The organism is Desulfobulbus sp., assembly GCF_031547805.1.
In the GTDB taxonomy this organism is placed as follows: Bacteria; Desulfobacterota; Desulfobulbia; order Desulfobulbales; family Desulfobulbaceae; genus Desulfobulbus.
This window is the reverse complement of sequence record NZ_JAVBRQ010000041.1, coordinates 1-25,950: the sequence shown is the minus strand read 5'-3', so window position 1 is coordinate 25,950 and position 25,950 is coordinate 1. Positions and strand designations below refer to the sequence as shown.

Genomic DNA, 25,950 nt, shown 5'->3' with positions numbered 1-25,950 from the left:
CGCCGCTTTTTCCTGTTTTCTGCCTGCCTAAATTTTTGCCCAACCGGGTGCTTTTTTTGCGCTTTACCGGGAAATAGGCTATGGTAATAGCTGTATCTTTTGGTTCCGATTCACAGATTTTTTTCGATACGGCAATGAAACTCGTTGAATTAATAGGCAATACTCCGCTGGTTGAACTGAACCGGCTCAACCCGGCGGCCGACAAGGTGCTGTTGCTGGGCAAACTCGAATCCCGCAACCCCGGCGGTTCGATCAAGGATCGGGTCGCCCTGTCCATGGTCGAGGCGGCCGAGCAGAGCGGCGAATTGACCAGCGACAAGATCCTGCTGGAAGCCACCAGCGGCAATACCGGCATCGGCATGGCCATGGTCTGCGCCGCCAAACGGTACCGTTGCCAGCTGATCATGCCCGAATCGGCTTCGATCGAGCGGCGGCTGATCATGCAGGCCTATGGCGCGGAGATCATCCTCACCCCGGCCAAACGGGCCACCGACGGGGCCATCGAGAAGGCGTACGCGCTTGCCCGCGAGCATCCCGACCGTTATTTCCTTGCCGACCAGTTCAACAATCCGGCCAACTGGCAGGCGCATTACCGGAGCACGGCGCCGGAAATCTGGGAACAGACCGGCGGCCGGGTCACGGACATCATCGTCACTTTGGGGACCTCGGGCACGGCCATGGGCTTGTCGAAATGGTTCCGCGACCATCACCCCGAAGTCCGGGTGATCGCGGTGGAGCCGTACCTCGGCCACAAGATCCAGGGGCTGAAGAACATGAAGGAATCCTACAAGCCGGGGATCTTCGACAAAACCATGCCGCACGCCATTGTCAACGTGGCCGATGAGGATGCCTTTGCCACGGTCCGCCACCTGGCCGCCGAAGAGGGTATTTTCGCCGGCATGAGCAGCGGCGCGGCCATGTTCGCCGGCATTCAGCGGGCGCGGGAAGTCGACGGCGGCTGCATCGTGGTGATTCTGCCGGACGGCGGCGAGCGTTACCTGAGCACCACCCTTTTCGTCCGCAAGGAAAAGGTCGAGGAGGAGACCGCCCATCTCAGACTGTTCAACACCATGACCCGCAAGAAGGCGATGTTCCGCCCGATCCGTGACGACCGGGTCACCCTCTACGCCTGCGGGCCCACGGCGGCGGAATCGCCCAACCTGGCCCATTGCCGCCGGTTCATCGTCGCCGACCTGATCAACCGCTGTTTGCGCGCCAATGGCTACGCGGTGGAATTGTTCATGAATTTCACCGATCTCGACGACAACACCATCACCGGTGCCATCAAGGCGGGCGCCGACCTGCACGCCTTCACCGGCGGCTATATCGACGAATTCAAGCAGGCCATCGAGATCCTCAACGTGGAGCGGGCCGCCGGCTATCCGCTGGCCTCCGAGCATGTCGGTGACATGCTCGAGATCGCCCACGATCTGATCCACAAGGGCTATGCCTACGAGAAGCTGGGTTCGATCTACTTCGATATTTCCAAGTTCAAGAAGTACGGGCGCCTGTCCGGCATCGACCTGAGCAAGATCAAGGTCGGCCAGACCGTGGACCTCGACAATTACGAGAAGGACAATCCCCGCGATTTCACCTTGCTGAAGCGCTCGACCCTGGCCGAGTTGAAAAAGGGCATCTTTTACGAGACCGACTGGGGCAATGTCCGGCCCGGATGGCACATCGAGTGCTCGGCGATGTCGACCAAGTATCTCGGCGAAACCCTGGATATCCACACCGCCAGCCAGGACCTGGTTTTCCCGCACCACGAAAACGAGATCGCCATTGCCGAGGCGCTCACCGGTAAACCCCTGGCCAATTTCTGGCTCCATTCCGGCCAGCTGCTCAAGGACGGTCGCAAAATGGCCGGCGACACCGGCAACGTGGTCACCCTGCGCGAAGTGCTGGCCAAGGGCTACACCGGCCGCGAGTTGCGCTTCATGCTGATGGGCGTGCATTACCGCAAGCCCCTGCTGTTCTCCTATAAACGGCTGGACGCGGCCCGGACGGCGCTGCGGCGGATCGACGAGTTCACCCGCAAGCTTCTGTGCCTGCCCGCCGGCCTGCCCCATCCCGAGGTGGCGGCCTATGTGACCGAGCTGGAAAAGCGTTTCGTCGAGACGATGAACGACGATCTCAACATCTCCGGGGCCATCGGCGCGCTGTTCAACTTTATCAAACAGGCCAATCCGGTACTCCAGGCCCGGCAGCTGGACCGGGACCAGAAGCAAGACGTGCTGGAGGTGCTGCAGCTGATCAACGGAGTGCTCGGCGTGTTGCGGCTTGAACATTGCCCGCTGACGCCGGAGATCGACCGGCTGATCCGCCAGCGCGAACGGGCCCGGCAACTCAAGGACTGGACCGCCGCCGATTCCGCCCGCGAGGAACTGCTACGCAAGGGAGTCACCATTCGCGATACCGCCGCCGGCCCGGTATGGGAGCGAATCGATGACTAAGCGCTGTGGACTGCGCTGAAGCGAAGCGGCCGGCCGAGCTTGCCCGGGCCGCGGCGTATCCTCGCATAATGGTTGCGTTTGCAAGGCTTCTTCGGTACATTGCGCAACCGATCTGGCGCCAGTAGCTCAGCTGGATAGAGCAACGGCCTTCTAAGCCGTGGGCCGGGGGTTCGAATCCCTCCTGGCGCGCCAATATAATTTTTCAGGCACTTAGCCTATTTATGTGACTCTGCCCCCTTGGAACGTAAGTTCCAAGGGGGCTTTTTGTTTTCTCCTCCGCCCCGCTTGGCCGCTTGAATGCGTTGGCCGGCGCTCGTAATATCGCGTCCATTTGTTCCGGATCGAGCCAGCTGTAGCCGCGCACGAGCTTTGGAACCAATTCGCGCAAGGTTTGGAACCGCGTTTGCGGCCTGTTTTTGCCCTCATTAATTACCGATTAAAAGTTCGGTCCTGACCTTTGCCCGACTCCCCACCTGCCTGCTCATCGAGTAGGTGAGCTGCACCTCCTCGATCCAGAACCGCTTGAATATCTCCCGGACCTCGGGAGTGTCATTGATGGTCAAAAGGAACCTCCCTTTGATGTCGCCCAGGGCATCGGCCAACTCGTAAAAATCTCGCTCCACGAAGTTGTGCTCGTAGCCATCGATACCCCAGTAAGGCGGGTCGACAAAGAACAGGGTGTGTTCCCGATCGTAACGGGGGATCAGCTCTCGGAAGTCGAGGCACTCGATCATCACCTGGCTCAGACGGATCCAGGCATCCTCGATCAGCCGTTGGAGGGTGAACAGGTTGAGCCGTGGCGCGCTGGTGGTCGATGTCCCGAAGGTCCTGTTGTGCACTCGGCCGCCGAAGCACATCCGCTGCAGATAGAGATACCTTGCCGCCCGCTGAATATCGGTCAGGGTGTCGGGATTGACCTGCATCAGGCGCTGAAATTCGTCACGGGCGATCAAGACGTACTTGAACTGGCGGTGCAGCTCCTCGGGGTGGTATTTGACCGTGCGATACAAGCTGACCAGATCCCGGTCTAGGTCGTTGATGACCTCGATTTTGCTTTGCGGTTTGTTAAACAGCACATGCGCGCCGCCGGCAAACACCTCGACATAACATTGGTGCTCCGGGAATTTTGAGATGATGGTTTTGGCCAGGCGGCTCTTGCCGCCGAAGTAGGGAATGAGTGCTGCCACGAAAGGCTCCTTGTGCAATCGCAGGCGATATGCTACTTACCCGGTGCGCTGTCCCTCAGCGTGCATCGGGGCTATAGCGGGTGAACCTGCGGGCCTCCTTCCGTGTTGACGCACGGTCGGATGGTTCGGGGAGGGTTACCGCCCTCCCCAGCTCCGTCCTAGAACTTACTGGCCCTGCTTGCGGGCCATCTCCTCGTAGTCGTCCCGGAGATCGAGTACCCGCTCGATCGGCTCGCACGACATCATTTCGACCGGTGAGCAATCCCGCCAGGCCCAGCCGCAGTAATAGTGCTGCCGGGCAACATTGCCGGCGGCCGTCAGAACCAACCCCGCGGCAATGACGATAACCATGCGCTTGATCATGCTCTCTCTCCACGTGCTTCCGGCGGCAATTGCGCGCCAGCACGCTCAGACTCGAAACTTTCCCGGCAATGCCCTTCGTCCCAAAAAAACAGGGCATCGATTACTCGTCTCGGCCAGTGCCTGACACCATCCTTATCCCAGCGCCAGGCGCGGCTGGAGATGGTCTCGTCGGGCCAGCCGCCGGCGATGGCGTTGACCAGCTGGTCGGAGGCTATCAATATTGCTTTTGTCCGGGTCATAATGTCACCGCTGCAAGGAAGAGGTTGTCGATCTGCTCCTCGGACAGGACCAAGGCAGTTGTGATCTGGCCAAGCAAGGGATCGTCCCGCCGGACCTCGGTTGCGAAGTCCCACGAGATCCGTGCAGCCTGCCCCTGCGGACCGGACAAACTTGCAATCGCCGCATCCACCTGGTCGAGCAACCCGGCGGCCAACAGGGCCAGCCTGGCCTGGCGGGGCGTGCAGACGATCGGAACCGCTGGCTCGGGAGGTGCTTCCGGTTCGGGTTCAGGTTCCGGCTCAGGTTCGGGTTCGGGGATCGGGATGGGCTCGAGCACGAACTCCGCGCCCATCCATTTTGCCCGTTGCCCCTCCGGCACATTAGGCTCGGGCGCATCGACACAACCCCATGCGAGCAGGTAGACCCCAGGCTCGAGCGGGGATTCTTCGGCCACGGTCATCCGTAGGAAATAGCCCTCATGGTCGAGTTGGCAGACAGTTTTCATGATCGATTTCCTCAATATTTAATGGTCGCCAGCAAGGCGGCGTTGCGGGGCCTGGACTCTGTGCCGCCGCTTGATTGTATCGTAATTCCTGTGGCCGAAGACCAAGTGTACGGTGTGACGGCAACACCCGACCCCGGACCTGCAACGGTTGCGGGATTCCCACCCGGAGCGGCGCCGGCTGGCATTTGGTGGGAGTGCCCAGGGTCGTTCGCGGGGTGTGAATGGGAGATATTTTGAGATGCCTGTCCCGAGCCGAACGCCCGGCCGCTATCCGCGCCCCGGCCATCGTCCCATGCGCGCAGGAACTCGCCCCGCACATCGTAAACCCGGAAGGTTGTGCCGTCGGCATTGTCGGCGCAGACGATGTTGCCTGCTGACCAAGCGCCGACATCGACCAGGCGGCCGTTGTGCATGGCCCATGCCCGCAAGGCGGCGTAGGCCGTGCGCGACAAGTTGGCAACCCCGGATTTGATATACCCTGGGCGTGGCGTCGGCTGCGTGTCCAAAACCAGCTTGCCGATATCGATCGATGCGTATCCGGTGTAGTTTGCACCGTTGGCGTTGTAGACCTGCCAGGCCATGAGGCCGGCATAATCGTCATGCCAGATCGGCCCGATGTTTGCTGTCGGCAGCACCACCCCGGCTGGGAGGTATCGAATACAGGGGTCGGCAGGCGGTGGCGCCGAGGCTGCGATCAAGGTCGCGATCGCATCGCGCAGCTGCACATTGCTCGTGGGCACCAGCTGGGCCCCGGCGGCCGCGATCACGCTGACGAGCTCTTCTTGCACCGTATTGAGCCACTCGGCCGTGACCACGGTGCCCTTGGTGTTGGTGGCCGGGTTGCCGCCGGCAAATAGCCCGCTGGGGGTGTTGATGCGTTGCATCACGACTCCTCATAGTTGAAATAGACGTAGGTGTGGGCAGGCTTGAGGGCGACGAACAAACGTTCCAGCTCTTCCTTGCCGGTCCACCAAAGCAATGACTCGCCCGCTGTCGATTCGCCGGCGCGAAAGGGGTAGAGCGGCGTGCCGGAGATCTTGACGCCCCATTGCCAGATGACCTCCGGGGCCATCAGCTCATCGCCGGCATGCAGCCAGCCGACCATGGACGGCACCGGCTCCTCGATCTCGACGCTATAGCCCATGGCCAAGGCCAGGCCCCGGAAATAGGGGATCGACAAGCCGCCGCGCTGGCGCACCGCGCGCACCACCCGGTCGCGCCGCAGCTGCAGCGGATCGTCAGCGCCGGGCGTAAGACCGTACACCCGTTCCCAGTCAATCAACAGCGCCGCCGCACCGTCGGGGAACATCTCGGTCAGCGAGATTTCCCCATGCTGCCTGGCCGCCTCGAGCATGCGGGCATCGTGTTCGAGATCGCCCCGGTGATCGCCGCCCAGGTCGATGGGCATCAAGTATTGCAGCGTTTCCTTAAGAGACATTGATTGCCCCGGGCCGGATCATTTCATGGGCTGCCGGCAACACCGCTCCCCCGGGCACGGCCACCACCGGGTTCTGCGCCCCGGCCGCCACCGCCATGGCGGCGAGTTGGGGGAGGTACAGGGGAGCGCCCGGCACAAAGGCGGAGAGGTATGCCTGTACCGCACCGACAACGGCCGGGGCCAGCGCCGCGCCCACGCCGGTCATGACCACGTCCTGACGGATGACCGAGGGCGGTCGCACCCGCACAAAACGCGCCCCGACCGGCCGGACCGAGGCGATATATGCTTCCACCTCGGCCAGTAAATCGGCATTCGGAATATCGGAGCCGGTGAGTTCCGGGTTTGCGACGATGACCACATCGACCGACTCGCCTCCCTGGGCTAAGGGAAAGGCATAGGCTTGGGCCACGCCATCGACCTCCCGGGCCCACATCTCGTAATCATGGGCATTGCCACCGGCGGGCGGGCGACGGAGATAATCAAGCAGCCGGGCCAGGTAGGCGGCATCGGTCTCGCCAACGGTCCGGGGTACATTCCGCACCCAGCCGTGATGCTCCAGGGCCTCGGTGTCGGCGGTGTCCGGAAAGATCTGCCGGCGGATCCACTGCATGTAGCGGTACAGCCCCCACAATGCCGAGGCATAGGCCGTGGCTTTCATCCGCGCCAAGGAGCCCTGGGAGACATCCACTCCGGGAAAGGTGTTCTGGAAATCGGTGAGGATTTCGGCCAGGATCTCGTCGAACTCTTTCTCGTAGGCCATCAGACCACCTCCTGGAACACCGTGAAGGACACTCGCCGGTTGTCAGCCTGCCGGACCTCGATCGCGATCAGGATCCGGTGCAGATCGATCGCCCGGTCCCGCCGCACCTCGACATCAACTTCCAGGGCCTTACCGGTATCGACCAGCCACTGCAGGGCATCAAGGTAATCGTGCCGGATCAGGGCCGCGGTGGTCTCGGTGTTTTTCAGCCGTCTCCGTTTCCGCAACCCGAACTCCGGGTTATGCCACCAGCTGCCGCGCTCCACCGCCAGGCTCAGGAACACGTTGTTGACCAGGCTGTCGCAGGGAGCCCCGCGCCAAATCATTTTGCCGGTCAGGTTATCGGCATCGATGGCAATGGCGTAGTCCATCACATCCCCTGATTCGGCACGCCGCTATTACCGATGCCTGGTTGGACCTGCTGGTGGGTGTGGCTGTCGTATGTGATCCGCATCTGCTCCATGCTCCTGCCGTCGCTATCGCACCAGTCGATGATCTCGCCGGTGGCTTCCACCTGCGGGCTCTCGATCCGCACCTTGGTCCCGGCCTTGATCACCAAAGTCTCGGTGACGACCTCCACCACCCGGCCGCGCTTGAGATGCACATGATCGCCTTCATCGGTATAGAGGGCCACCTCACCGTTTTTTATCTTGAGCCGATAACGCCGATCATCCTCGGCGATCAGCACGATATTGTTGCCGGCCCGGATGGCAATGCCCTCCGCACCCTTCGGCGCAGCCGATGAGAAGCCGTAATGCTGGAAAACTTCTCGGGCGGCAAAACTCTCGCCGGCCCGGCCGGTGCCGCTGAACAGCTTGATCGCGCCCTCGGCGACCGTTTTGAGGATGATCCGGATCATATCACCACCCCGGGCTTGCCCAGCTTGAGGGAGGTGGTGGTGCCGCCGCTCTTCGAACGGCGGAAGGTCCGGCCATAGATCAAACAGACCTTGTCGATACCCAGATCCTCGTCGCGCACCCGGCACAGCTCGTTGATTTGCCAATTCCGGCCCCGCTGGCCGTGGCCCTGCACGGTATAGATCAGCTGATATCCCTCGTGTCGCTGCTGCTCCATGATGAACCGGGCGTGCAGCGCCGGGCTCTGGGCATCGTTGTTGTCGGTGGCCACGTAGGGCTTGTAAAACGGAAACTCCTCATCCACGGCCTCGGCCCGGGTGTTGATGGCCTCCGGGCCATCCAGATCGTCGCTGCCCTGCTGCTGGCCGATCACCACCACTTTGCTGTACCGGCGGCTGATGTCGTTGTTCTCCTCGCCTTCCAGGACATTGTTGCCCTGGCCGCTCTTGAGGTTGGTCAGATCGTAGACCGGCTCGCCCTTGAGCTTGGGCCGGCCGAAGACAAAAGTGCCGTCGGGCTCGGCCCAGAACATCAGGCCCCGGCTGGCGGCATAATTCTTCAGCACCTCGAACACGGTCATGCCCGGCTCGATCTGGCCGATCTTCTGCGGGGTGTCCATGTAGCCCACCATCGGCTCGTCCACGGTCTTCTTCTTGCCCTTGAGCTTGCCGACCACGTCTTCCTGGTACACGATCTTTTCCCGGTTGATGAACGGCACCTTTTTGAGCAGCATCTGGGCCAGTTCGGACAGCTTCTTGCCCTGGATTGTGACGAACTCTTCGCAATACGAGTCGACAAGCAAGCCCATCATGTCCCGGCCCTCGATCCGATAGGTCAGGCCCTGCTTGTCGAAGCGCCGCGAACACCGGTCGACGATGCCGGTCAGCTCCAGCTCGCCGTTGACATACAGCTCGCATTTCTGCCCGGGCGCGATGACCACCTCCGGCCGGGCCACTTCCAGGGAGAAAACATCGTCGGCGATGTAGAGATCGGCGTTGATCTCATACGAGAGGAAGCGCTCGATCCGGCGGCCACCCACCTCGAGGCTCACGTTGTCAGTCGGCATGGAGCGAACCTCCGAACGAAACTTTCTCACCATCGAACCTGACCGCCTCGTTCCCGAACATGACCTCTTCGCCCTCGGCAGCGGGCGCGGCGGCCGTGGCCATGGGCGAGCCCCCGAAAATGACTTCCTCGCCGCCGAAGGTGACCTCTTCCCCGCCGAAAACCACCTCCTCGCCCCGATTGGCGACAGTCACGAAGGCGGCCCGGTTGCCGATCGCCCCGTCGGCCAATATCACGATCTCGCCGCTGACCTCGTTGGGGTTGCGGATTTGGTTGATGGACAGCAGCCGATCGGCGGCGCCGTAGGGCAGACCGTGACGGAGGCAGATCAGGTGCAGGGGCAACGAGTTGTCGACCGTCACCGTGGTCAGCTTGTCGCGCTCGATCTTCACCTGGTTGACATGGGTCATCAGGGTCAGAGCGGCCCGTTTCAAACTGTTCGCACCCCTGGCCAGATCGATCGCCGCCTGGATCCGCTGCCGCGCCAACGCTAAAGTGGACTCCAACTCTTGCACGGTCATGGGTTGCGGATCCGAAGCCGAGTATTCCGGCGGCGTGTATCTGCCCAGGGCGTCGAATGCCGGCCGGCCCTCGGAGCGCCGGCGCGTGCGCCGCAGGTCTTCGTCCGCCTTATATATATAGGCGGTGTGCAGGGCCATCTGGCTGGCCGTGCCGAGCTTGGCGGTTTTGGCGAAATCGCCCGAGCCCTGGGTCAGCTCATCGGACCAGGTGGCCAGGCTGCCGACATACCGTTCCGGGGCAGCGGTTTGCGACGAGCCGATGGAGATGGAATAGCGTTCGGTGCATCGGGCCAAGGCGCCGATCACCCGGCCCGGCAGGTTGTTGCCATAGGTGACGATCGCCATCAGGGAGTTGGCCGGGTTGGCAATCATGTTCAAGCTGCCCTCCAGGCGGCCGACGAACGATTCCACGCCCTGCAAATACTGCCTGGCCGTGCCGGTGACCCAGTCGAACTGCTCGACGATCCCCCGGACCGGATCAAGGACCGTGCCGATGATGGTGTTCGCCTCCAGGCCGATGGCGGCCAGCATGTCTTCGCCGAACTCGGCTTTTTGCTCCGCGATGCTGTCGAGATAGGCCGCCTCGGCGCTGCCCTCCACGTCCTCATGAACCGTGTCGTCGGTATCCTCGATCAGGCCATGGACAAAAACGAGATCGATTGCCGCGTGGCGCTCGATCTCGTCGAAATGGATGCCGATCGATTCGATACCGCCCCGCATCGGTCCATGTTTGGGATGGACCAGCTCGACGATCTCCATCCGGTCGAGATGGTCCAGCAACTCCAGATGGGCCTCGTAGGTCTGGTGGCTGCCGCCATCGTCCCAGAAATGGCATGTGATCCGGACTACCCGGGCGTGCTGCCCCATATCCTCCAGCAACGCGCCGTTGCGGTGGGGATACTCATGCTTGACGATCGCCTTGCTGATCTCGTCATCCAGCGCCTCGATCTCGAGGTCGATGCCGTCAAGCTGTGCGGGATAGAGGTCGGGCATGGTCAGAAATTATTGGCGTCGGCAAAGTTGCCCCGCTTGAGGTTTGTGGTCGTCGACAGCTTGGTGTTGGGATCGTTCGATGTCGAAGCAGCTCGGCCGGACTGGTCGACCGAGATCTCCACCTTGATATCGTTCTTGATTTCCTGCTTTTCCTCGGGGTGCATCCAGTCATAGACCATGTTGCCCAGCCATCCCTCGCCGCCATACTTGCCATCGGTCAGGTGGCCGCTGAGGCTGCCCATCCCCTGGTTGATGAGGGTGCCGGCGCCATAACCGACCGCTCCGGCCCCCACCACGTTGGCGGCCTTGGACAGTGCGCCGGCAGCCTTGGACGCGGCACCGACAGAGCCGGTCGCGGTGGTGGGAACGCTTCCGCCCGTGAGGCCACCGCCCGGCATGTTGACTACGAATACCGGAGTCACCCCGCCAAACTGCTCGAGGGCCTTGCCCTGGATGGTCCCAGCGGCCAGACCGGCCGAGCCGCTGAACAACCGGCTGACCGCCTTGCCGCCGTACCTGCCCAACAGCATTAGGCCCAAGCCGCCACCGGCGCCGTACTCGAACATTTCCTTACCGTTCAAGCCCAGGCCGCCATTGGCCTTGGAATCCCTTGCCCACTTGATCAGGTCGGTCAGGGTGGCATTGATCGGCTGTACGAATCCATCCGCCGCTTGACGTAGATCGGCCTTGAGCATGCCGACCTGGTCGATCAGGTTTTTGGTGGCTTCGCCGAGGCCATTCACGAGCGTGCCGACGGCATGGTCGACATCCTGAGTAAATTGCCCTCTCACCTTTGTGAGAATGTCGCCCTGGAGAAAGGTCTTCACGCCTTTTTGGGTGTCGAGATCGGTATGACCGAATGCTTTTTGGATGAATACAGCCCGCTGCTGATCCGTCTTCAACGTGTCGTATCGTTTCTTGATGTCGGCGAGGATGGCCAAAGCATCGCGGCGCTCCCCCTTGGCATCGAAGAAGCGTACGCCCGTGGCTTTCTGGGCGGCCTTCATGTATTTGAGGTTGTTGAACAGACGCAGGGTGGAGTCGGCCAAGGTTGCCAGGCGTTCGGGTTGCCGTTCAACCAGGGACAGTCCCTCGATAAAAGCCAGTGTCTGGCCAAAGCTCATCCCGGCGCTGGCCGCGTTGACGCCTACCCGGGCGAAGATGTCGGCAAGGTTTTCCAGCTCGGCATTGCCCAGCCGGCCGGCGACGGTCATCTTATCGAGCAGCTCCAGGGCCAAACCCGGCTTGGATAGGTCGAGATTGAACGCGGTGGCACCCACCGTGAGCCCGCCACTCAGAGTGGTGGCCTGGGCGCCGGTGACGGCCGAGCCGATGTTGACCGCCTTGATCGTCTCCATGGCTGATTTCCAGTCCAGCCCCGACTGCACCAGGTTGTCGAAGCCGGCCTGCAGATCTTCGACCGGTTTGCCGGTCTGCCGGGCCATGGAAAACAACTCGCGGCGCAAGTTCGCCATTTCCCCGGCGGTCGCGCCGGCGGTTTGTTTGATCCGGACCAGGCTCTTGTCGAGCCGGGCCGAGGCAGACATGGTCTGCAATGCACTGAAACTGATCCCCAGGGCGGCCAATTGGCCGGTGATCGATCCGGCCATATTCCGCAGGGAAGACAGTTCGCCGCGCACCCCGGCCGACCAGCGGGAGACAGCGCCCTTGGCACTGTTCAGCTCGCCGCGCAGGTTGCTGGATTTGCCCATCAGCTCCAGATAGAGCCGCATGTTCTCAGCCATGGTCCTTCTTCCTCAGCACTTTGTAGCGCTTCTTATTCGGGTCGGCCGGCTTGCCCAATTCCCGATGGGCCGCCAGATACGCCATGGCCACGTCTTCCGGCATGGCGGCGGCGGTGGCGAGATCAAACCCCAGTTTCAACAGTGCCAGATGCAGCATCCGACGCGGCTTGAGCCGCGTCTCGAAACGAATCCCTCTCGGCGCTCAGAGCCTTGCTGCTTTGGAGCAGGTGGGTGAAATCGGTGCTGAACATGGACAAAACCATTTCCGGGGTCACCGGCTTGTTCAAGCCGACCAGGGTGAGCCGCCGGGCAACGAGACAGACGTTGTAGTAACCGTCGTTTTTCAGTGCGCGTGGGCCATGTTCGGACTCTAGCACTTCGATTTCGTCTGCAACGATCTGCTCCCGCAGCTCGTAATCGCGATAAACAGTGCCATCTATGTCGATGCCGTAAGGCAATTGTCCTTTTTTTCGCATCATTCAACCTTGCCCGTGGCGCCGAAAGTGATGGTGCGGACCACCTCGTTCTCGCCATCGTATTTGGTGGCGCCGACCTTGAGGGTCCAGACGCCGGTATATGTGGTCCTCACCCCGTTTTGCTTGTCGATGGTCAGGGTGCCGTCCTCCACGGTTTTGAAATCGAACTCGGCTTTGTCCGCCGGCACCACGTAGTCGACTTCCACTCCGTGCCGGGCCGTCATGCGCCCGAAGCCGGTCTTGTTCATCAGGTTGATCTGTTTGGCCACCTCGAACTCGCCCTCGGTGACCGCCTTGAAATCGTCGATGTTCTGCCCGTTGACTTCGAGCAGCACGCTTACCACGTATTCAGACATGCTTTATCTCTCCGTTAAAACCGGTTTTACAGCAGCAGGTCGATGCGGCCGGCAAACACATGCAGGCCGTTGACCACATCGGCCGGGATCTTGGCGTTGAGTCGGCTCGGGTCCTGTGCGTCGCGCTCAACGACGAGCCCGTCCTTGTTGGCCATCACCTCCTCGAGGATCTCCAGCTCATCGAGCTTGAGCAGCACATCCAGCAGCTCGGTCCGCACCTTTTTGGGTGTCCGGCTGGACAGCTTCTCCCGGGGAAACCGCAGGCTGATCCGCTCCCGGCATGCCTTGCGCGTGTAGTCCAGGGTGCGGATGGTGGTGAGGTCGAGCAGGGCGATGTCGGCCACGTTCTCGGCGTTTTTGGTGTAGGTGGTGATGGCCCGCACGATCTGCACCGTTTCGCCCGGGCCGACTTCCAGCGGAGCAATGCCGTTGGCCAGGCAGCTCTCCTGTTCGGCTCTGCCCAAACGTGCGGGGATCGGCGGGGCATGAATACCGGTCAGGGCCAGGGTGTTGAGCGGCCGGGCCGGGTCTTCCTCCCAGGCGACCACGGCCCCGTAGGCGGCGGCCAGCTCGTAATCCGGCGACCGGGTGCCGCGCAGGTAGGCGAGGAGGATGCGGCCGGAGTTGATTTGCCCGGCCAGGGTGGTGGCCGTGGCCAGGCCATCGTCGACGGCGGCGATGCCCACCCCCGGGCGTTGCTCCATCGGGCCGGACACATCGTCCAGATAATTCCGCAGGGCAGTGAGCGCGGCCTGATCGTTGTACGGGGTGACGATCACGTCGAACTGGTTGCCAAAGACCTGGGCCAGGGCAGTGGCAATATCCGGATCGATGGCGCCGCCGGTCAGCGACGTACCGGACAGGGTAACGGTGATGCCCTTGGCGCTCAACTCGCAGGCCAGGTCGATCCGGTTGGGCACCGTGCCCTTGTGCCGGGCGGTAAGAGTGATGATCCCGGCCTCTACCGTGGCGCTCACCGGCAACTCATGCCTGACATCCAGGGCCGCCTTGAACGCGGCGGCCACCTCCGCCGCCGTGTCGCCCGAGGTGACGACGATCTCAACCCTGTCGTTGCCGAGGAAAAAGTTGAGGAAACCCGAGATCGTCGCCTCGCCCTCAATCGTCACCGTGGCCGAGGCCGCCGCGCCCGCGCCGTCGTCCAGGGCGCAAACCGTGAGCTGCAGGTAGGGGTTGGCGACGATGGCCGCCCGGCACATCCGGTGGGCCATGCTGCCGGCGCCGAAGGCATCCGCCGCCTGGGCATCGGAAAAGATTTGGGTCGGAACCAGGGCCGGCACCGACCCGTAGGCCAATCGCTGGGCAACGATCAGCATCTGCTGCTGGTTGGCCGGCAAGGTCCGCACCGCCAACCGGGTGTTGAACTCGAAATACTTGCCAGGCTTGCGGATGCTGCTCGGAATACTGTCAAAACTGATGTTCTGTGAAGCCATCACTTGCTCCCCTTGCTTTTCTTAGCGGTAATGACGGACAGGGATCCGTCGGCGACCAGGCGCAGATAGTAGGCGGACTTTGCCACCTCGACCCCGGCCGGATCGTCATTGATGTACGCCCTGGGATCGTGTTCCTTCGGGCACTGCTGCCCGGGTGCGGCTTTCACGCGCATGGACATAAAAAAAGCTCCTATTCGCCGGACAGGGTAACCAGGTCGACGGCGTCGGCGATGTCGTCGCCCGGGGTGAGATAGTAGTTCAGGCCCACGGCCAGCAGATCCGCAGCGGCTGTCTCCTCATCCTTTGCCTGGGTGATGGTGTAGGCGGTGGCCAGTTCCAGGGAAAAGGCCAGCAACCCTTGCTGCCGCATCTCCTCAACCGTGGTGTTCTTCCAGTTTTTGGGGACCAGCGGCTTGATGGCCAGGCCCATATCCCGCCAGATGAGCGTCCGGAGGATACCTTCCAGGATCTGGTAGATGCCTTTTCGCCGGCTGGCATCGTCCGCGCCCCGGTAGGAGAAGACGATGTCCACATAGATGGTCAGCTCGTGCCGAAAGCTGGTGAAGGTTGCCTTCTCGAACCGGCCCGCTTCGGTCGACACATAGACGGCCGGCTGGGGGATGCCCTCCACTCCCTTTTGCACGGCGATCCTGCCGGCGGCATCGCCGACTTTCTCCTTGATCAATGCGACGATCGCGTCTTCGATTTCGTTGATCATCAGTAATCCCTCAAAGTCTCCCGGGTGAACACCCGGTCCGGAGTCGTGCATTGCGGCCCGCCGGCCGACGGCACCACGCCGCCGCCCGATGTTTCCGCACCCAGCGAGATCTTGCCGGCCTGGATCTGCTCCAGGATCTTCAAGACATTCTTGTACCGTTCGGTCACGATCTCCGGCGGGGTGAGCCGCAACCGGCGGGCATACAGCCGGTACACGGCCACGTCGGCGGCCAGGGTGTTGAGCAGGCGGGGCACCGGCGCCAGGGGCAGCGTGTAGCGGCCCCTGAGATAGCCGTCGATCAATTCGCCGGCGTCCGTGATCGCCCGGTCGATCACCTCATCATTGGCGCTGACCGGCGGGATGGTATCGTCGGTCAGCTCGATCAGGTCCATCTCCGGCATGATCGATCGGATATCGTTTGCGGCACAGTACATGCTCACTCCTCGGAGTCCTTGCCCTTGCCCTTGTTTGCCTTGATCGCCTCGCCGACCACCCCGGATGCAAGCAACCAGACGGCATCGTGTTCGGCGAGTTCCACGGTCTCCCCGGGCGCATAAGGGCGATCGTACGCCAGTGGCTCCAGCACGCTGTATTTTGACATGTGAGTTCTCCTATTTCACGGCCTGGATCAGAAAGCCCGAGGTGATGCCGGACAAGACCGGGGCACGCTCGAAGCTGACGCCGTAGACCCAGGACTTGGCATTGTGGTCATAGTACGGTTCCTCAACCAACGGATGGCCGTTCATGGTGTAGGTGTACCCGTAGGACGGCACTTCCATGCTGGTGGGCGCATCCGGCACATAGGCCAGGATCGCGTTGTTGCCCCAGACGTCGGAGATCGTGCCGGCATCGTCGGAAGTGATCGCCTCGCCGACCACGAGCCGCTTGATGTCGAACGCCCTGGCCAGCATTTCGAGGGTGATGCTGTCGGCACTGGTGTATTTGAACTGATCCCGGATCTTGGGGTTGGTCTTGGCCGCCGAAAACGCCTGCGCCGAAAGGACCAAGGTGTTGGGCCGGATGCCGACCGTGCTGCGGATGGCTTCCTTGTAGCTCTCCATCTGAATGAGCGGATCGGAAGCCGGATCGCTCCATTTGGAGGCGCCGGCCAAGGTGATCTTGTGGTTGGCATCGTACTGCGCGGGATCCGTTGCCAGGGCGGCTTGCGCCACCTCAAGGCCCAGGAGCAGACTGCGCATGACCAAGTTGACGGCTCGTTGCCCGAGGTCGAGACCGGGCATGACCTTGGCGTCCCGCATGAACTCTCGCGGCACCGGTGCCTCCAGGGCATCGTTGTAGAGCGCGAACGGCTTGCCCAAATAGCCGAACGAAATGCGCTTGGTCGGGCCGCCAGGAGCACGGCGGGAGTTGTACAGTTTGAAGGATTCCTTGCCGAACTCCAGAATCTGGCCGCCGGAGATTTCAACCGGCACCCGGGGAAAGAGAGCGGAGCCGACCAGGTCGGCTTGCTGGTAGCCTTGTGCTACTGTGCTGAGGACAGGGTTGATGACCCTGACACCTGCTGCGTTCATGCCCATGTGATATTCCTCCTTTAAGGAAATGAGGCGATTAATTCGGGATGAGCAGGACTTCGATGAACTGCCCGGCTGCCGTGGCCGCCTGGCCGGGCAACACTCGTGCCACGGCCGGCCCGGCCGCCTTGGTCACCGCCCGGCCATTGGCATCGGTTTCGACCAGGGCGCCGGCGGCAATGGCCGCGCCCGATTCGACAACGGCGGTGCCAACCGTGTCGACCGGGATGGTGTCGCCGATCGCGGCGGCCATGCGGGCCACTCCAAAGGTGTTGGCGGCCGCGCCGGCCTGGGCAACGGTGGTGCTGACAAAACGGTATTCGTTGATGACGCCGGTGGCGGTCAGGCTCAGCGCCAGCAACGGCTGGGATTGACGAGACATGGTTGTTCCTCCTTGTTGTTATTGAACGGCCTTGACGGCGGTTAGGTAATCGACGCCGGGATGCCGCTCCTGGTAGGACACTGCCTTGGCGTGCAGTTCCAGGCCAGCCGCATCCACCGTGTAGCCCGGAGCGGCAGCGAAATCGACCGTGCGTTCTTCTTCTTGTTTGGCGAACTCGCCGAACTGAACGATCTCCGGCTGGGCCGAGAGGAACGACTTGAGCGCATCGCCCAGGGCCAGCGACTGCCTGGCCTCTCCCTCGCCGAACTCCACCACCTGGGTGCTCTCGAGACCGGCGGCGAAATCAAGCATGGCCACCGCCTGTTCCTTTTGCACCGGCAGCAGTTTGCCGGCCTTGACCAGGCCATCGGCAAAATCCAGGTGCTCCCGGTGGAGCGCCGCTTGTTCTTGTTGTTTCAGTTTGGCTTCGCGCTCGGCGATCGCCGCTTCCTTGGCCTGCAGGGCCGCTTCCTGGGCGGCCAGTTGTTCCGGGGTGGGCATCCCTTTCTCCTCCTGTTTGTGGGTTTGGGCGCCTTCGGCTGCTGCCGGCGGCGCCTCGTTTTCCTGATCGATCCAGTCGCCGAACTCCACCACCCCTTCCTCGGCGGCGGCAAAGCTGGCACTCTTCAATCCTTTCACCGCCGGTGGCTGGGCGCCGAGAAATCCGACATGGCGCAGGTAGTACACGCCCGGGATCGGATTGCCCGGCGCGTCCGGCAGGTAGAACGAGGCCGAGATCCGTTTGAATCGTCCCGCGTTGACCATTTCGGCAAAGGCCGGGTCGACCTGGTCGGGCTCTGCCGACATCACGCCGTCGGCAAACGAAAGGGCCTTGACCCAGCCGTAGGCCGGAGCATCGATGTCCGGGTGGCCGATCACCAGGGGCGCCTCGTGTTTGCCCGGATCGTAGGCGTCGACCGTGGCCCGTAGGTCGGCCTCGCTGAACTCCAGCACCTGGCCGGCCAGGGCAGTGTGCTTGCCTGTCTTGAAAATTTCCAATCGTGCTCCCATGCATCCTCCGCGCGAACCGCGTTTAAACCCTGTTTAAAATCCCCTGTGTTCGATTTTCAGCCCTCGGCCCCTATGCGTGCCCGTATCGCCCGGCGTGGCGATTACAGCCCCGTTCCTAAATGATCGGCGACGATCTCCAGAATGCGGTCTCGATCCTGCCGCGAAATCCCGAGATAGGGCCGCGCCGGAATGTCCGATCCCGGATGGTTGACACTGCGGGCCGGGTGCCGGGCCCCCGGCCAGGCCAGAGCCTTTTTAGTCCTCGGCCTGATCACGTGCGGGCTGGTCGTTCCTCCCAATTGGTGGATGGCGCCGTAGATTCGGTTGGTGCCGATCCGCACTCCGTTGTTGTCGGCCTGGTAACGGATGGTGTCGGCCAGGTGGCCACGCGCCCGCAGAATCTTCGAGCTGTGCCCCCGTGCTGCCTTGCCGGCTACGGTCGAAGGCTTCAGGGCCTGCCAGGGGCGCCCCTCCGGATCCTCCTGGTCGCGGAACCGTTGCCGGGTCGATTGCAGCAACGTCTCGCCGATGATCTTGAACACCGGCGCCATCCGGTCGGCGTGTGCCCGCAGCCGATCCAGGGCGGCCATCACCTCGCGATCGTCGATCCTGACTGCAATTCCCGCCATTTGACAAACCCCACTGTTTGGGTTATTTTTAAACTACGATGGTGCCGGTTGGGCCGCAATCCCAACAGCCGGACACCGGGCGCCCGGGCTGATGCGGCAGCTTGATGGCCCCACCTCTCATTCCCGCCCCCACAGCAGTTTCCCGTACCGTTGTTTACCGATGTACCCGAGCTTCGATGTCGGGATCATGGTCCACGCTTCCAGCAGGCCGTGCCGAGCTTGCGCCGTCACCAGCAGCCCGCGTTCCTTGTCCAGCCGCACCATTTTGATCAGCCGCTGCCGCAGCACCACTAAGTTGGTCCCTTGATGCTGCTCGAAGGAGAGCCAGATCTCGTAGGGATCCTCCAAGACCTCCGGCAGCAGCGGCAAGTAGGGGCTGCGATCCAGATCGATGTGGCCGGCCAGGGCCTCGGCATTCACCAGAATCTTTCCTCCTGTGGGCACGGTATAGATCCGCTCGGCGGCGCCCATGATCCCGGCCAGGGTTTTGGCCGCTTCCGCCGTGGTTGTCAGCTTCGGGCCGATCGCGGCCTTGGCCTGGTCGGCCGGTATCCGTTCGGGCCGGCTGGCGGCACGAAAGTCGCCGGGGGTCAATCGCTGCCATGCCGCACTCCCCTGGGCTCGCCACTCGTCCATGGTCGCAGCGGACAATTGCTTGCCGAACGCCGCCTCGCCCACGTTGTAATCCCAGCCCTGGTCGATCCCCATCGGTGCGCCGGTTTTGGGATCGATCTCGATCGGCGGGGCCTGGTCGGGACCGTCCTTGCCGGCCCGGGCCAGATCGCGCTGCGAGCACGGCTCGACAGAGCAGGTGCAGCCCCAACCATTGGGCGTGTAGTGGGTCGACCACCAGGGATCGTCGTACCGCAGCACCAGGCCGTCCCAGGACAGATGCATCAGGCGGGGATGGCGGCTGTCGCCGTGCCGGTATCGCCAGTACGGGCAGTAGGCCAGCAGGTCCGGATCGGTCATCTGCTGGTAGCGGCCAGCCGCGTACGAGGTGCGCAGGTTGGTATCGTAGATCACTCGGGTGCGCCAGCCCCGGCCACCGTTGTAGCTCCAACCGTACCGGCCGACGATGCCGTCGAAGTCGTCCCGGAATGTCTCCAGGGTGGTGCCCTGGGCAATGGCCGCATCGATCGCCGTGCGGAAGTCGCAGAGCATGTCGTCGCGCATGGCTCCGGCGATCATGAAGCCCCGGGCATGCTCGCCTTTTTTCAGGTCATCCCACCGCCTGGTGGGGATGTTGACCTTGTCGCGGAAGAACGCTTCCGCTTCCTCAAAGGGCAGGTTGCCGTACTCGGTACTCATCTGCCGGCCTCGTCAAGCACCTCGGCCCGGCCGGCCAGGCCAGCCTGGAACAACCTGTTCCCCAGGGCCGTGCCGGTCGGGGCCACCGGCACTTGGTCATAGATGTCGAGCAGCCGCTGTTGCACCTCTTCCAGGCTGCCGCACTCCGCCAGCAGCCGGTACACCGTCTCCACCATGTCGGCGCCGTCGGCTTCGGCCATGACCCGGCCGGCGAGCTGATCCACGGTGTCGGGCGACTGTTCGGCGAACTGGGCTGCTGGCTGCTCGCCGGTCGGATCCGGAGCGGGCTGCTCTTCGGGCGCTTTTCGTCGCCACTTGCCGCCATAGGTCTCGTTGATGTACTGCTCGTCCGGCTCAAAGCCCATGTCATACAGGTTCTTGTCCGTTTCCGACCGGGCCTTGAGATCCTCTTCCTCGGCAAAGTCCCGCCAGACCTTGGGCGGGCCAGCCCCGGGCAGGTTCAACTCCACGATCCAGCGAGCCAGGGTCTCGTTGATCGTGTCGGACAACAGATCCGAATCGCCCTTGGCCAGCTCGATCCGCACTTCGTTGTGGGTCTTGGCCGCCGCCATGCTGCCGGTGTTGCCGATGTTGGTGGAGAGCGTCTCGCCGAGCACGCACTCGCTGATCTGCTCGTCCATGTACCGGGCCAGCTTCTCGTAGGTGTCGATCGATCCCGACCGGGCCGCCTCCAGGAACTTGACCACCATGCCCTGGGGCACGATGATCCCGGCCTCGTGGGCGATGGCATTCAGGGACGCCAGCAACTTCTTTTGCTCCTCATCGCTCGTCCCCGACGGGTATTCGCCGATAGCGGTGGGCGAGGCGAACTTGTCGACAAAGGTCAGCCAGAAGGTGATGTCCTGCCGCTTGAAGAACACCGGCCAGAACAGCTTGTGCCCGAGTCCCAGGCCATAGGGGTTGTCGTCGTCCTTCTCGCCGTACCGATGGACAATGAATTTGCGGGCCGGCACCGGCTCGCCCGGGAACATGTTGGCCAGGGTGATCAGCCGGGGCAGCTGTTCCTCGTCGAAAAGAAAGCGTCGCTGCGGCTTGACTTTGATCTTGGCGGCCACGATCTCGGCCCCGTCGGTTGTCCACATGATCTCGCCGACGCTGTAGCCCTTCAGGGTGGCGTCAAGCAGCTTCAGGCACACCTGGTCGAACTTGATATTCGTCAGCTGGGCCTTGACCAGGTCGGCGGCTTTCTTGTCCTGCCGGCTCGACGATGCCGGCTCCACCTGCCATTCGCGGGCAATGATCGCGTTCTTACGCTTTTGCAGTACTGAGTAGGCATGGCAGTCGCGCTCGATCTCGTCGTAGATCTTGAGGCCCTTGCCGCCGCCCCGGGAGAGCAGGGTGTCGTCCTCGTTGCGCAGCACCCCGGCAAAGGCCGGGATCGCCGGATCCGAGGCAATGGTGGCGATCTCGCGGCGTAAATCTTTGGGCATCGTCATCATCAATACCCCATGGTGTCGCGCCGGCCGCCGGTGCCGGTGTAATCGGCATAGCCGGCCGAAGGCCTGATTTGTTCGGTGGATCGGATCACCGGGTCGTATGTGCCGCCGCTTGCCGCATGCACCGCCAGGGCCAAGGCCCAGAAACGATCCGCATGGCCGTTCTCGCTGCGTTCGGCGGTGAAGCGGATGTTGCCGGCCGCCGTGGTTTCCTTGGTTACCGCCCGAAGGTCGGCCCGGATCGTAGGCTTGTAGGGGATGCGCAGCTTACGGTCTTCCATCTTGCCCCGGACCGGGTAGGCCAAAGCCTCTTTGACCTTGGCGCTGAAGGTCACGGTCTCGACCCGATATTCGCCGAATTTCTTCTGGGCATCGTCGCCCCAGCCGATACCCAGGCCGGTGTAATCCAGACAGGTGCGATCCATGTTGGCCATGATCGGCCACAAGACGGCTTCCTGGTCCGGTTTGCTCATTTTTCGTAACTCCACCACCATCCGCGTGTAGAGCACATCGCCCAGCAGCTCCAGCACCCAGAGCACGGTCAGGTCTTTCTGGCGGCCGATGTCGAGCCCTGCAAAGAACCGACCCTGGGGCCGCGCCATGCTGCAATCGATCTCCCACTCTTCGTTCTGGCCATATTCGCAGCTGGCGATCAGATCGAATTCGAGGAAAGCGGCCGCGTCGTCCGCCGGCATGCACATGTACTCCTGCAGGAACGACTCTTCGTCGGCGCAGCCGCTGCGGATGAAATCGAAATACTCGGCCTCGTTCATGCCCTTGACCTCGTGATCCTCCGGCAAGGACTGCTGCAGCTTGTACAAGAAGCCTTGGTCCAGGGCATCTTGGAGGGTCACCCGGTGCAGGCTGATTTTTTTGGGGTTGCCGTGCTCGCGGATCTCGCGGATCAGCAGGTTGAAAAAGTTCTGGCTGCCGCGATGGGTGGAAATCACCTCCATGTTGCCGCCCCAGGTGATACCCGGATAGGCGATCGACCAAAGCTTGCGTGGATCCGGATGCAGGGCGAACTCATCCAGGATGCGGCCGCCGCGTTTGCCGGCCTGGGCATCGGGGTTGCTGCTCATGCTGTGGATGCGCCGGCCGTTGGCAAAGTGGAGCACATAGGCGGAGATCTTCTTTTCCTGGTCAATGACCACCTCGCCGAGATCCTCGGCCGCCAGTTGCAGCAGCTTGGCGAACATCTTGCAATCCTCTATCACCAGCCTGGCCTGGAGATCGTCCCGGCTGGAAATCCACTGGTCCCATTTGGCGCCGGCCTCGGCGGTCCGTTCGTCGGCGGCATAGGCCGTGGACCAGGAGAGCCCGATTTGGCGCGCCTTCTCCATCAGCTTCAAACGGCTGCGGTCGACGATCCATTTCTCCTGGTAGGGAAGGAATATGCCATCCGGGTTGACCGGCTTGATCCTGGCTCCGCCGTGGCTCATGCCGCCATCCTCAACACATCGCGTCGGATCTTCTGGATCGTCTCCGGCGACACGCCCGCCTGGGCGGCTGTTTCGCCGATCGCGCTCGCCGCTTCCTCCAGCGTCTGCCGGCGGATTTCCGCTTCTCGTTTGACGTTGAGGGTTGCCGACGCCTCGAGCCGTTGCGTTGCCAGCGCCAGGCCCTTCAGCTGATCGACCACATCCGGCAGGCTTTCTCCCGTCAACTCGATATCCTGGAGCTTCAAGGTGATGTCGAAGGCCAGGGTGCGCAGCGTCTCGTTGATCAGGTTGCCCAGCTTGCCCTGGGGAGTCGCTCCCAGTTTGCCGATCCACATCTCGGCGACCTCGCGGGACTGGCGCAGCTTCTCGCCGACCTTGCGCATCTCCATGTCGTAGCGGTTGACCGCGCTCTTGCTGACCCGTTCCGGATGGCCCTCCACCTCCAGGATCTCGTTGATCCGCATGGTGGCGTCCAGCTGGGTGACGCGGGGGTCGCGCAGCAGTTCCTGGAGCTGCTCCAGGATATCCGGCGGCAACCGGTCTATGGAGGATTGGCGTCCGCCCATCACATCGGCTCCGGCCGTTTGACTCCAGGGACAACGACAGCCCCTTCGGACACATCCTTGCCGCGCCGGGTCAGCTTGGCGACCATGGTGCCGGTGACATCGACCAGCTCAACCAACCCTTGTTCCTTCAGCCAGGCCAACTCCGTCCGCAGCTTGTCCCGGCTGACCGTGTGGCCCAGGTGGCTCAGCATTTCTTTCAGCACGTATTCGTTGTGCGCGTATCCGGCGTCCTGGGCCAAAGAGAGCAGCACCACCAGCCGTAGATCAGCTTTCACCAAGTCCTCGAATTTCATCTACCGATCCTAAGATGATGTTGATTCAAAAGATCGACCGCACGGTTGATCCCGCCTAACCGGCCGTCCAGCGTACCGAGCTTTTCCGTGAGATTGCCTATCTGGCCGGACAATTTGTCAAAATCCCCCTTGCTCGGCAGATGGCGCAGTTCCGACTGCATGACGAGGTGTTGCTTGTCGAGTGCATCGGTGCGGGCCGTGTGCCTTACGCAACCGTCGGCGAGACCCTCGACATCGTCGACCAGCTCGTTGACGGCTGCGGTTTGCGCGGCCTGCCGTTTTTCAAGTTCAGCAAATCGCTTCATCGTCTTGCCCTGCCGTTTGTCCCACCATACGTAGATGCAGACGATCAGCGTCGCGGCCGCCTGGCCCATGTCGATCCAGAATCGCCAAGCCGTATAGTCGATGTTCATCTGTGCCCTCGTTGCCGCCGTTCCAAGGTTTCCTGACAAGCGATACAGAGCCGGCAGCCGGGCATGGCCTGCCGGCGATTTTCGGGGATCGGCGCGTCACAATCCTCGCATTCGCTGGCCGACTCGCCCCTGGGCAACGCGTAGGATTGAGCCATGAGCGCCCGCCGCAACTGGGCATCCTGCAGATCCTGGGCAATGTCGACCTCATCCATGTCAAGCCGCCGGCTCCGGCCCGCCCATCGGCAACCGGGCCGCAGCCGCCTCCTTGACGATGGTGAGTACCTCGCGGATCACCACCATCCGCTCGGATGCGGAAATGTTGGCTTCGGCCAGGCGGGACCGGACCTGTGCTTCGACCAAGTCAACAAACTCGACAAACGCGATTGCCGTGGCCATATCCATGTTGAGTTTGGCGGTTTCCCGGCCGAGGGTCTCCTGCAGTTCGTCGGCCAGCACGGTCTTGTCGTCCATGATGGCCAGCAAGGCCGTGGACACCTTGTAGGCAGGCTCCACTGCCGCCGGCCGGGAAGAGAGCGCCATGCCGACCGCAACCCGGAGGGTGGCCGCCTCCACCGGATCGACCTTGCCGTTGCCGATCGTGGTTTGGTTGCCTTGGCAGCCGCCGAAAGTAGCGACAAAGGCCAGCAGCAGCATGGTCACCACCACGCCGGGAAGATAATTGGTCATCGATTGTTTCGTGCTCATCGGTTCTCCTTGTGTTGTCGGTTCCATTGCCAGATCGTGTGCATGTTCATCAGCCATGCCACGCGGTCGTGTTGCTTCGGCTGCCGGCTCCGGCGCTTCTTTTCAAGTGCGGTCGAATACGCCGGAGAATTTTTCATGGCCGGGCCATAATGTGTAGTGGAGGTACTGCTCACCGTTTTGACATTTCACCAGTCTGCGTGCCGGGCGGTGCCGCAGGCAAACACGGATCGCATCGATAGTTTTCGAGCCGACAACCCCATCGACTTTCAAGTCTCGATAGAGCTTGCCTTGCAAATTGAGGACATTGAGTGCCTTCTGGAGGAATTTGACGCCGTTGCCCGGGCCGCAATTGACCGAGGATTCGAACAGTTCCTCGGCCACCGCTTCGTTCAGCTGATCGATTTGGTGACAGCGTAGAGGCATCCAGAACTCATCGCGGTAGAATTCACGGACCAGGTCGGCCAGGTCGGGCTGCGCCGAGAGTGGCTTGCCCTGATGCAGGCAATCATCAATTATTACCCATCCATGCCAGTTGGAATGTTTGGTGCGGTCGATGCCCATATACGTCTCGTGGCCATCGACTACGCCATAACCACCCTCTGACGCCATCGTGACCGCGAATGCTTTGTCAAAACTCATGATTCCACCTCAGTACTGCGTTGTGACGCCCTTGATCGGGAGATCTGACAATCGATAGAGCCGCAATATTTGCGGCGGCACTCCGCCATCCCCAATAACCGCGCCTATCGCCCCAAGAGTTACGGGCACGGATCTGGCAGTGCCCAGCAAATCGGTTGTTACAATGGCCGATGTATCGTCTCCCGAGTCGATGGCAGGGCTGATCGATTGCAGGCGGAAATCACCGGTTGCGGGATCAACGAATTTTGGGTCCGCTTTATAAGATGTGCTGTCCCACGATGGGATCTGCATCCCACCGTTGTTAGTGCTGTAGTATAAGTTGTTGTTGCTTTTGGTCGGGGCGGCATGCGACGCGTAAGCCACACCTCTGGTGTCAACTATGATGTTGTTTTGCAGAGTTGTTGTGCCAGCCGTTTGGAATTGGTTTTCAGCTGCATAGCCATACACCGTGTTATTGAAAATT

35 protein-coding genes and 1 tRNA gene are annotated in these 25,950 nt (G+C 62.1%); 2 read left to right on the top strand and 34 right to left on the bottom strand.

The genetic code is table 11. From position 1 onward, the window contains the following. Positions 1-134: 134 nt before the first annotated feature. A complete protein-coding gene (gene cysS / locus RMR13_RS13855) occupies positions 135-2,453 on the top strand; it encodes a cysteine--tRNA ligase (protein ID WP_310601220.1) in 2,319 nt (772 codons plus the stop codon). 115 nt (positions 2,454-2,568) lie between these two features. Next, positions 2,569-2,645 (top strand) — tRNA-Arg (locus tag RMR13_RS13850). Between the two features lie 233 nt (positions 2,646-2,878). Here RMR13_RS13850 and RMR13_RS13845 read toward each other — a convergent pair. From RMR13_RS13845 to RMR13_RS13680, 34 genes are all read right to left on the bottom strand, one after another. Beyond that, the gene (locus tag RMR13_RS13845; protein WP_310601219.1) at positions 2,879-3,640 is read right to left on the bottom strand and encodes a DNA adenine methylase; all 762 of its coding nucleotides are present in this window, start codon (positions 3,638-3,640) and stop codon (positions 2,879-2,881) included. A 165-nt stretch (positions 3,641-3,805) separates the two neighbouring features. Next, positions 3,806-4,003: a hypothetical protein gene (locus RMR13_RS13840; protein ID WP_310601218.1), complete on the bottom strand. Its 198-nt coding sequence runs from the start codon at positions 4,001-4,003 to the stop codon at positions 3,806-3,808. Beyond that, positions 4,000-4,242, bottom strand: a complete 243-nt coding sequence (locus RMR13_RS13835) for a hypothetical protein (RefSeq protein ID WP_310601217.1) — start codon at positions 4,240-4,242, stop codon at positions 4,000-4,002. Before RMR13_RS13835 ends, RMR13_RS13840 begins: the two co-directional genes overlap by 4 nt. After that, a complete protein-coding gene (locus RMR13_RS13830; protein ID WP_310601216.1) occupies positions 4,239-4,727 on the bottom strand; it encodes a hypothetical protein in 489 nt (162 codons plus the stop codon). Before RMR13_RS13830 ends, RMR13_RS13835 begins: the two co-directional genes overlap by 4 nt. Before the next feature lie 11 nt (positions 4,728-4,738). Further along, complete coding sequence (locus RMR13_RS13825) at positions 4,739-5,611, bottom strand: hypothetical protein (protein ID WP_310601215.1); 873 nt, start codon at positions 5,609-5,611, stop codon at positions 4,739-4,741. Beyond that, positions 5,611-6,165 carry a putative phage tail protein gene (locus RMR13_RS13820; protein WP_310601214.1) on the bottom strand — a complete coding sequence of 185 codons (555 nt, stop codon included), beginning with the start codon at positions 6,163-6,165 and terminating at the stop codon, positions 5,611-5,613. The genes RMR13_RS13825 and RMR13_RS13820 overlap by 1 nt, the downstream gene beginning before the upstream one ends. Further along, positions 6,155-6,925: a baseplate J/gp47 family protein gene (locus tag RMR13_RS13815; RefSeq protein ID WP_310601213.1), complete on the bottom strand. Its 771-nt coding sequence runs from the start codon at positions 6,923-6,925 to the stop codon at positions 6,155-6,157. Before RMR13_RS13815 ends, RMR13_RS13820 begins: the two co-directional genes overlap by 11 nt. Continuing rightward, positions 6,925-7,296: a phage GP46 family protein gene (locus tag RMR13_RS13810; RefSeq protein ID WP_310601212.1), complete on the bottom strand. Its 372-nt coding sequence runs from the start codon at positions 7,294-7,296 to the stop codon at positions 6,925-6,927. The genes RMR13_RS13815 and RMR13_RS13810 overlap by 1 nt, the downstream gene beginning before the upstream one ends. After that, on the bottom strand, positions 7,296-7,784 hold the full coding sequence (locus RMR13_RS13805) for a phage baseplate assembly protein (protein ID WP_310601211.1): 489 nt from the start codon (positions 7,782-7,784) through the stop codon (positions 7,296-7,298). The genes RMR13_RS13810 and RMR13_RS13805 overlap by 1 nt, the downstream gene beginning before the upstream one ends. After that, positions 7,781-8,848 carry a phage baseplate assembly protein gene (locus RMR13_RS13800; RefSeq protein WP_310601210.1) on the bottom strand — a complete coding sequence of 356 codons (1,068 nt, stop codon included), beginning with the start codon at positions 8,846-8,848 and terminating at the stop codon, positions 7,781-7,783. The genes RMR13_RS13805 and RMR13_RS13800 overlap by 4 nt, the downstream gene beginning before the upstream one ends. After that, the gene (locus RMR13_RS13795) at positions 8,838-10,361 is read right to left on the bottom strand and encodes a DNA circularization N-terminal domain-containing protein (RefSeq protein WP_310601209.1); all 1,524 of its coding nucleotides are present in this window, start codon (positions 10,359-10,361) and stop codon (positions 8,838-8,840) included. Before RMR13_RS13795 ends, RMR13_RS13800 begins: the two co-directional genes overlap by 11 nt. Positions 10,362-10,363: 2 nt before the next feature. Next, positions 10,364-12,106, bottom strand: a complete 1,743-nt coding sequence (locus RMR13_RS13790; RefSeq protein ID WP_310601208.1) for a phage tail tape measure protein — start codon at positions 12,104-12,106, stop codon at positions 10,364-10,366. Beyond that, positions 12,099-12,263, bottom strand: a complete 165-nt coding sequence (locus RMR13_RS13785) for a hypothetical protein (RefSeq protein ID WP_310601207.1) — start codon at positions 12,261-12,263, stop codon at positions 12,099-12,101. The genes RMR13_RS13790 and RMR13_RS13785 overlap by 8 nt, the downstream gene beginning before the upstream one ends. Next, a complete protein-coding gene (locus tag RMR13_RS13780; RefSeq protein ID WP_310601206.1) occupies positions 12,229-12,585 on the bottom strand; it encodes a hypothetical protein in 357 nt (118 codons plus the stop codon). The genes RMR13_RS13785 and RMR13_RS13780 overlap by 35 nt, the downstream gene beginning before the upstream one ends. Then, positions 12,582-12,938, bottom strand: coding sequence for a hypothetical protein (locus tag RMR13_RS13775; RefSeq protein WP_310601205.1), 357 nt, complete (start codon positions 12,936-12,938; stop codon positions 12,582-12,584). Before RMR13_RS13775 ends, RMR13_RS13780 begins: the two co-directional genes overlap by 4 nt. A gap of 26 nt (positions 12,939-12,964) precedes the next feature. Continuing rightward, positions 12,965-14,389, bottom strand: coding sequence for a phage tail sheath subtilisin-like domain-containing protein (locus tag RMR13_RS13770; RefSeq protein WP_310601204.1), 1,425 nt, complete (start codon positions 14,387-14,389; stop codon positions 12,965-12,967). Then, complete coding sequence (locus RMR13_RS13765) at positions 14,389-14,562, bottom strand: hypothetical protein (RefSeq protein ID WP_310601203.1); 174 nt, start codon at positions 14,560-14,562, stop codon at positions 14,389-14,391. The genes RMR13_RS13770 and RMR13_RS13765 overlap by 1 nt, the downstream gene beginning before the upstream one ends. A 17-nt stretch (positions 14,563-14,579) precedes the next feature. Beyond that, positions 14,580-15,107 carry a phage protein Gp37 gene (locus tag RMR13_RS13760; protein WP_310601202.1) on the bottom strand — a complete coding sequence of 176 codons (528 nt, stop codon included), beginning with the start codon at positions 15,105-15,107 and terminating at the stop codon, positions 14,580-14,582. Then, entirely contained in the window at positions 15,107-15,541 is a 435-nt protein-coding gene (locus RMR13_RS13755) for a DUF1320 domain-containing protein (RefSeq protein ID WP_310601201.1), read from the bottom strand. Before RMR13_RS13755 ends, RMR13_RS13760 begins: the two co-directional genes overlap by 1 nt. A 2-nt stretch (positions 15,542-15,543) precedes the next feature. Then, positions 15,544-15,708 (bottom strand): hypothetical protein, encoded by a 165-nt coding sequence (locus RMR13_RS13750; RefSeq protein ID WP_310601200.1) that lies wholly within the window; start codon positions 15,706-15,708, stop codon positions 15,544-15,546. 10 nt (positions 15,709-15,718) lie between these two features. Next, on the bottom strand, positions 15,719-16,639 hold the full coding sequence (locus RMR13_RS13745; protein ID WP_310601199.1) for a major capsid protein: 921 nt from the start codon (positions 16,637-16,639) through the stop codon (positions 15,719-15,721). Positions 16,640-16,676: 37 nt separating this feature from the next. Next, entirely contained in the window at positions 16,677-17,021 is a 345-nt protein-coding gene (locus tag RMR13_RS13740) for a DUF2190 family protein (protein ID WP_310601198.1), read from the bottom strand. 18 nt (positions 17,022-17,039) lie between these two features. Next, positions 17,040-18,032, bottom strand: coding sequence for a hypothetical protein (locus RMR13_RS13735; protein WP_310601197.1), 993 nt, complete (start codon positions 18,030-18,032; stop codon positions 17,040-17,042). Positions 18,033-18,133: 101 nt separating this feature from the next. After that, positions 18,134-18,661 (bottom strand): phage virion morphogenesis protein, encoded by a 528-nt coding sequence (locus RMR13_RS13730; RefSeq protein ID WP_310601196.1) that lies wholly within the window; start codon positions 18,659-18,661, stop codon positions 18,134-18,136. Between the two features lie 117 nt (positions 18,662-18,778). After that, on the bottom strand, positions 18,779-19,972 hold the full coding sequence (locus tag RMR13_RS13725; protein WP_310601195.1) for a PBECR2 nuclease fold domain-containing protein: 1,194 nt from the start codon (positions 19,970-19,972) through the stop codon (positions 18,779-18,781). Further along, on the bottom strand, positions 19,969-21,423 hold the full coding sequence (locus RMR13_RS13720) for a DUF935 family protein (RefSeq protein ID WP_310601194.1): 1,455 nt from the start codon (positions 21,421-21,423) through the stop codon (positions 19,969-19,971). The genes RMR13_RS13725 and RMR13_RS13720 overlap by 4 nt, the downstream gene beginning before the upstream one ends. A gap of 8 nt (positions 21,424-21,431) precedes the next feature. After that, positions 21,432-22,871 (bottom strand): terminase large subunit domain-containing protein, encoded by a 1,440-nt coding sequence (locus RMR13_RS13715; RefSeq protein WP_310601193.1) that lies wholly within the window; start codon positions 22,869-22,871, stop codon positions 21,432-21,434. Next, the gene (locus tag RMR13_RS13710; protein WP_310601192.1) at positions 22,868-23,437 is read right to left on the bottom strand and encodes a DUF3486 family protein; all 570 of its coding nucleotides are present in this window, start codon (positions 23,435-23,437) and stop codon (positions 22,868-22,870) included. The genes RMR13_RS13715 and RMR13_RS13710 overlap by 4 nt, the downstream gene beginning before the upstream one ends. Next, positions 23,437-23,730, bottom strand: a complete 294-nt coding sequence (locus tag RMR13_RS13705) for an ArsR family transcriptional regulator (protein ID WP_310601191.1) — start codon at positions 23,728-23,730, stop codon at positions 23,437-23,439. Before RMR13_RS13705 ends, RMR13_RS13710 begins: the two co-directional genes overlap by 1 nt. Then, a complete protein-coding gene (locus RMR13_RS13700) occupies positions 23,727-24,143 on the bottom strand; it encodes a hypothetical protein (protein ID WP_310601190.1) in 417 nt (138 codons plus the stop codon). The genes RMR13_RS13705 and RMR13_RS13700 overlap by 4 nt, the downstream gene beginning before the upstream one ends. Beyond that, positions 24,140-24,355 carry a TraR/DksA C4-type zinc finger protein gene (locus RMR13_RS13695; RefSeq protein ID WP_310601189.1) on the bottom strand — a complete coding sequence of 72 codons (216 nt, stop codon included), beginning with the start codon at positions 24,353-24,355 and terminating at the stop codon, positions 24,140-24,142. Before RMR13_RS13695 ends, RMR13_RS13700 begins: the two co-directional genes overlap by 4 nt. Before the next feature lies 1 nt (position 24,356). Then, on the bottom strand, positions 24,357-24,848 hold the full coding sequence (locus RMR13_RS13690; RefSeq protein WP_310601188.1) for a hypothetical protein: 492 nt from the start codon (positions 24,846-24,848) through the stop codon (positions 24,357-24,359). A 102-nt stretch (positions 24,849-24,950) separates the two neighbouring features. Beyond that, on the bottom strand, positions 24,951-25,487 hold the full coding sequence (locus RMR13_RS13685; protein ID WP_310601187.1) for a glycosyl hydrolase 108 family protein: 537 nt from the start codon (positions 25,485-25,487) through the stop codon (positions 24,951-24,953). 9 nt (positions 25,488-25,496) lie between these two features. Further along, on the bottom strand, positions 25,497-25,950 hold a 454-nt coding region (locus RMR13_RS13680), incomplete at its 5' end, for a DUF5123 domain-containing protein (protein ID WP_310601186.1).

Coding starts and splice junctions, on each gene's coding strand:
- RMR13_RS13725 (WP_310601195.1), bottom strand. CDS start 19,972: ATGAGTACCGAGTACGGCAACCTGCCCTTTGAGGAAGCGGAAGCGTTC.
- RMR13_RS13720 (WP_310601194.1), bottom strand. CDS start 21,423: ATGCCCAAAGATTTACGCCGCGAGATCGCCACCATTGCCTCGGATCCG.
- cysS (WP_310601220.1), top strand. CDS start 135: ATGAAACTCGTTGAATTAATAGGCAATACTCCGCTGGTTGAACTGAAC.
- RMR13_RS13740 (WP_310601198.1), bottom strand. CDS start 17,021: ATGTCTCGTCAATCCCAGCCGTTGCTGGCGCTGAGCCTGACCGCCACC.
- RMR13_RS13695 (WP_310601189.1), bottom strand. CDS start 24,355: ATGGATGAGGTCGACATTGCCCAGGATCTGCAGGATGCCCAGTTGCGG.
- RMR13_RS13685 (WP_310601187.1), bottom strand. CDS start 25,487: ATGAGTTTTGACAAAGCATTCGCGGTCACGATGGCGTCAGAGGGTGGT.
- RMR13_RS13785 (WP_310601207.1), bottom strand. CDS start 12,263: ATGCTGCATCTGGCACTGTTGAAACTGGGGTTTGATCTCGCCACCGCC.
- RMR13_RS13830 (WP_310601216.1), bottom strand. CDS start 4,727: ATGAAAACTGTCTGCCAACTCGACCATGAGGGCTATTTCCTACGGATG.
- RMR13_RS13790 (WP_310601208.1), bottom strand. CDS start 12,106: ATGGCTGAGAACATGCGGCTCTATCTGGAGCTGATGGGCAAATCCAGC.
- RMR13_RS13755 (WP_310601201.1), bottom strand. CDS start 15,541: ATGTACTGTGCCGCAAACGATATCCGATCGATCATGCCGGAGATGGAC.
- RMR13_RS13770 (WP_310601204.1), bottom strand. CDS start 14,389: ATGGCTTCACAGAACATCAGTTTTGACAGTATTCCGAGCAGCATCCGC.
- RMR13_RS13690 (WP_310601188.1), bottom strand. CDS start 24,848: ATGAGCACGAAACAATCGATGACCAATTATCTTCCCGGCGTGGTGGTG.
- RMR13_RS13820 (WP_310601214.1), bottom strand. CDS start 6,165: ATGTCTCTTAAGGAAACGCTGCAATACTTGATGCCCATCGACCTGGGC.
- RMR13_RS13715 (WP_310601193.1), bottom strand. CDS start 22,871: ATGAGCCACGGCGGAGCCAGGATCAAGCCGGTCAACCCGGATGGCATA.
- RMR13_RS13795 (WP_310601209.1), bottom strand. CDS start 10,361: ATGCCCGACCTCTATCCCGCACAGCTTGACGGCATCGACCTCGAGATC.
- RMR13_RS13835 (WP_310601217.1), bottom strand. CDS start 4,242: ATGACCCGGACAAAAGCAATATTGATAGCCTCCGACCAGCTGGTCAAC.
- RMR13_RS13815 (WP_310601213.1), bottom strand. CDS start 6,925: ATGGCCTACGAGAAAGAGTTCGACGAGATCCTGGCCGAAATCCTCACC.
- RMR13_RS13735 (WP_310601197.1), bottom strand. CDS start 18,032: ATGGGAGCACGATTGGAAATTTTCAAGACAGGCAAGCACACTGCCCTG.
- RMR13_RS13705 (WP_310601191.1), bottom strand. CDS start 23,730: ATGAAATTCGAGGACTTGGTGAAAGCTGATCTACGGCTGGTGGTGCTG.
- RMR13_RS13800 (WP_310601210.1), bottom strand. CDS start 8,848: ATGCCGACTGACAACGTGAGCCTCGAGGTGGGTGGCCGCCGGATCGAG.
- RMR13_RS13775 (WP_310601205.1), bottom strand. CDS start 12,938: ATGTCTGAATACGTGGTAAGCGTGCTGCTCGAAGTCAACGGGCAGAAC.
- RMR13_RS13760 (WP_310601202.1), bottom strand. CDS start 15,107: ATGATCAACGAAATCGAAGACGCGATCGTCGCATTGATCAAGGAGAAA.
- RMR13_RS13710 (WP_310601192.1), bottom strand. CDS start 23,437: ATGGGCGGACGCCAATCCTCCATAGACCGGTTGCCGCCGGATATCCTG.
- RMR13_RS13730 (WP_310601196.1), bottom strand. CDS start 18,661: ATGGCGGGAATTGCAGTCAGGATCGACGATCGCGAGGTGATGGCCGCC.
- RMR13_RS13765 (WP_310601203.1), bottom strand. CDS start 14,562: ATGCGCGTGAAAGCCGCACCCGGGCAGCAGTGCCCGAAGGAACACGAT.
- RMR13_RS13780 (WP_310601206.1), bottom strand. CDS start 12,585: ATGATGCGAAAAAAAGGACAATTGCCTTACGGCATCGACATAGATGGC.
- RMR13_RS13840 (WP_310601218.1), bottom strand. CDS start 4,003: ATGATCAAGCGCATGGTTATCGTCATTGCCGCGGGGTTGGTTCTGACG.
- RMR13_RS13750 (WP_310601200.1), bottom strand. CDS start 15,708: ATGTCAAAATACAGCGTGCTGGAGCCACTGGCGTACGATCGCCCTTAT.
- RMR13_RS13700 (WP_310601190.1), bottom strand. CDS start 24,143: ATGAACATCGACTATACGGCTTGGCGATTCTGGATCGACATGGGCCAG.
- RMR13_RS13825 (WP_310601215.1), bottom strand. CDS start 5,611: ATGCAACGCATCAACACCCCCAGCGGGCTATTTGCCGGCGGCAACCCG.
- RMR13_RS13745 (WP_310601199.1), bottom strand. CDS start 16,639: ATGAACGCAGCAGGTGTCAGGGTCATCAACCCTGTCCTCAGCACAGTA.
- RMR13_RS13805 (WP_310601211.1), bottom strand. CDS start 7,784: ATGATCCGGATCATCCTCAAAACGGTCGCCGAGGGCGCGATCAAGCTG.
- RMR13_RS13810 (WP_310601212.1), bottom strand. CDS start 7,296: ATGGACTACGCCATTGCCATCGATGCCGATAACCTGACCGGCAAAATG.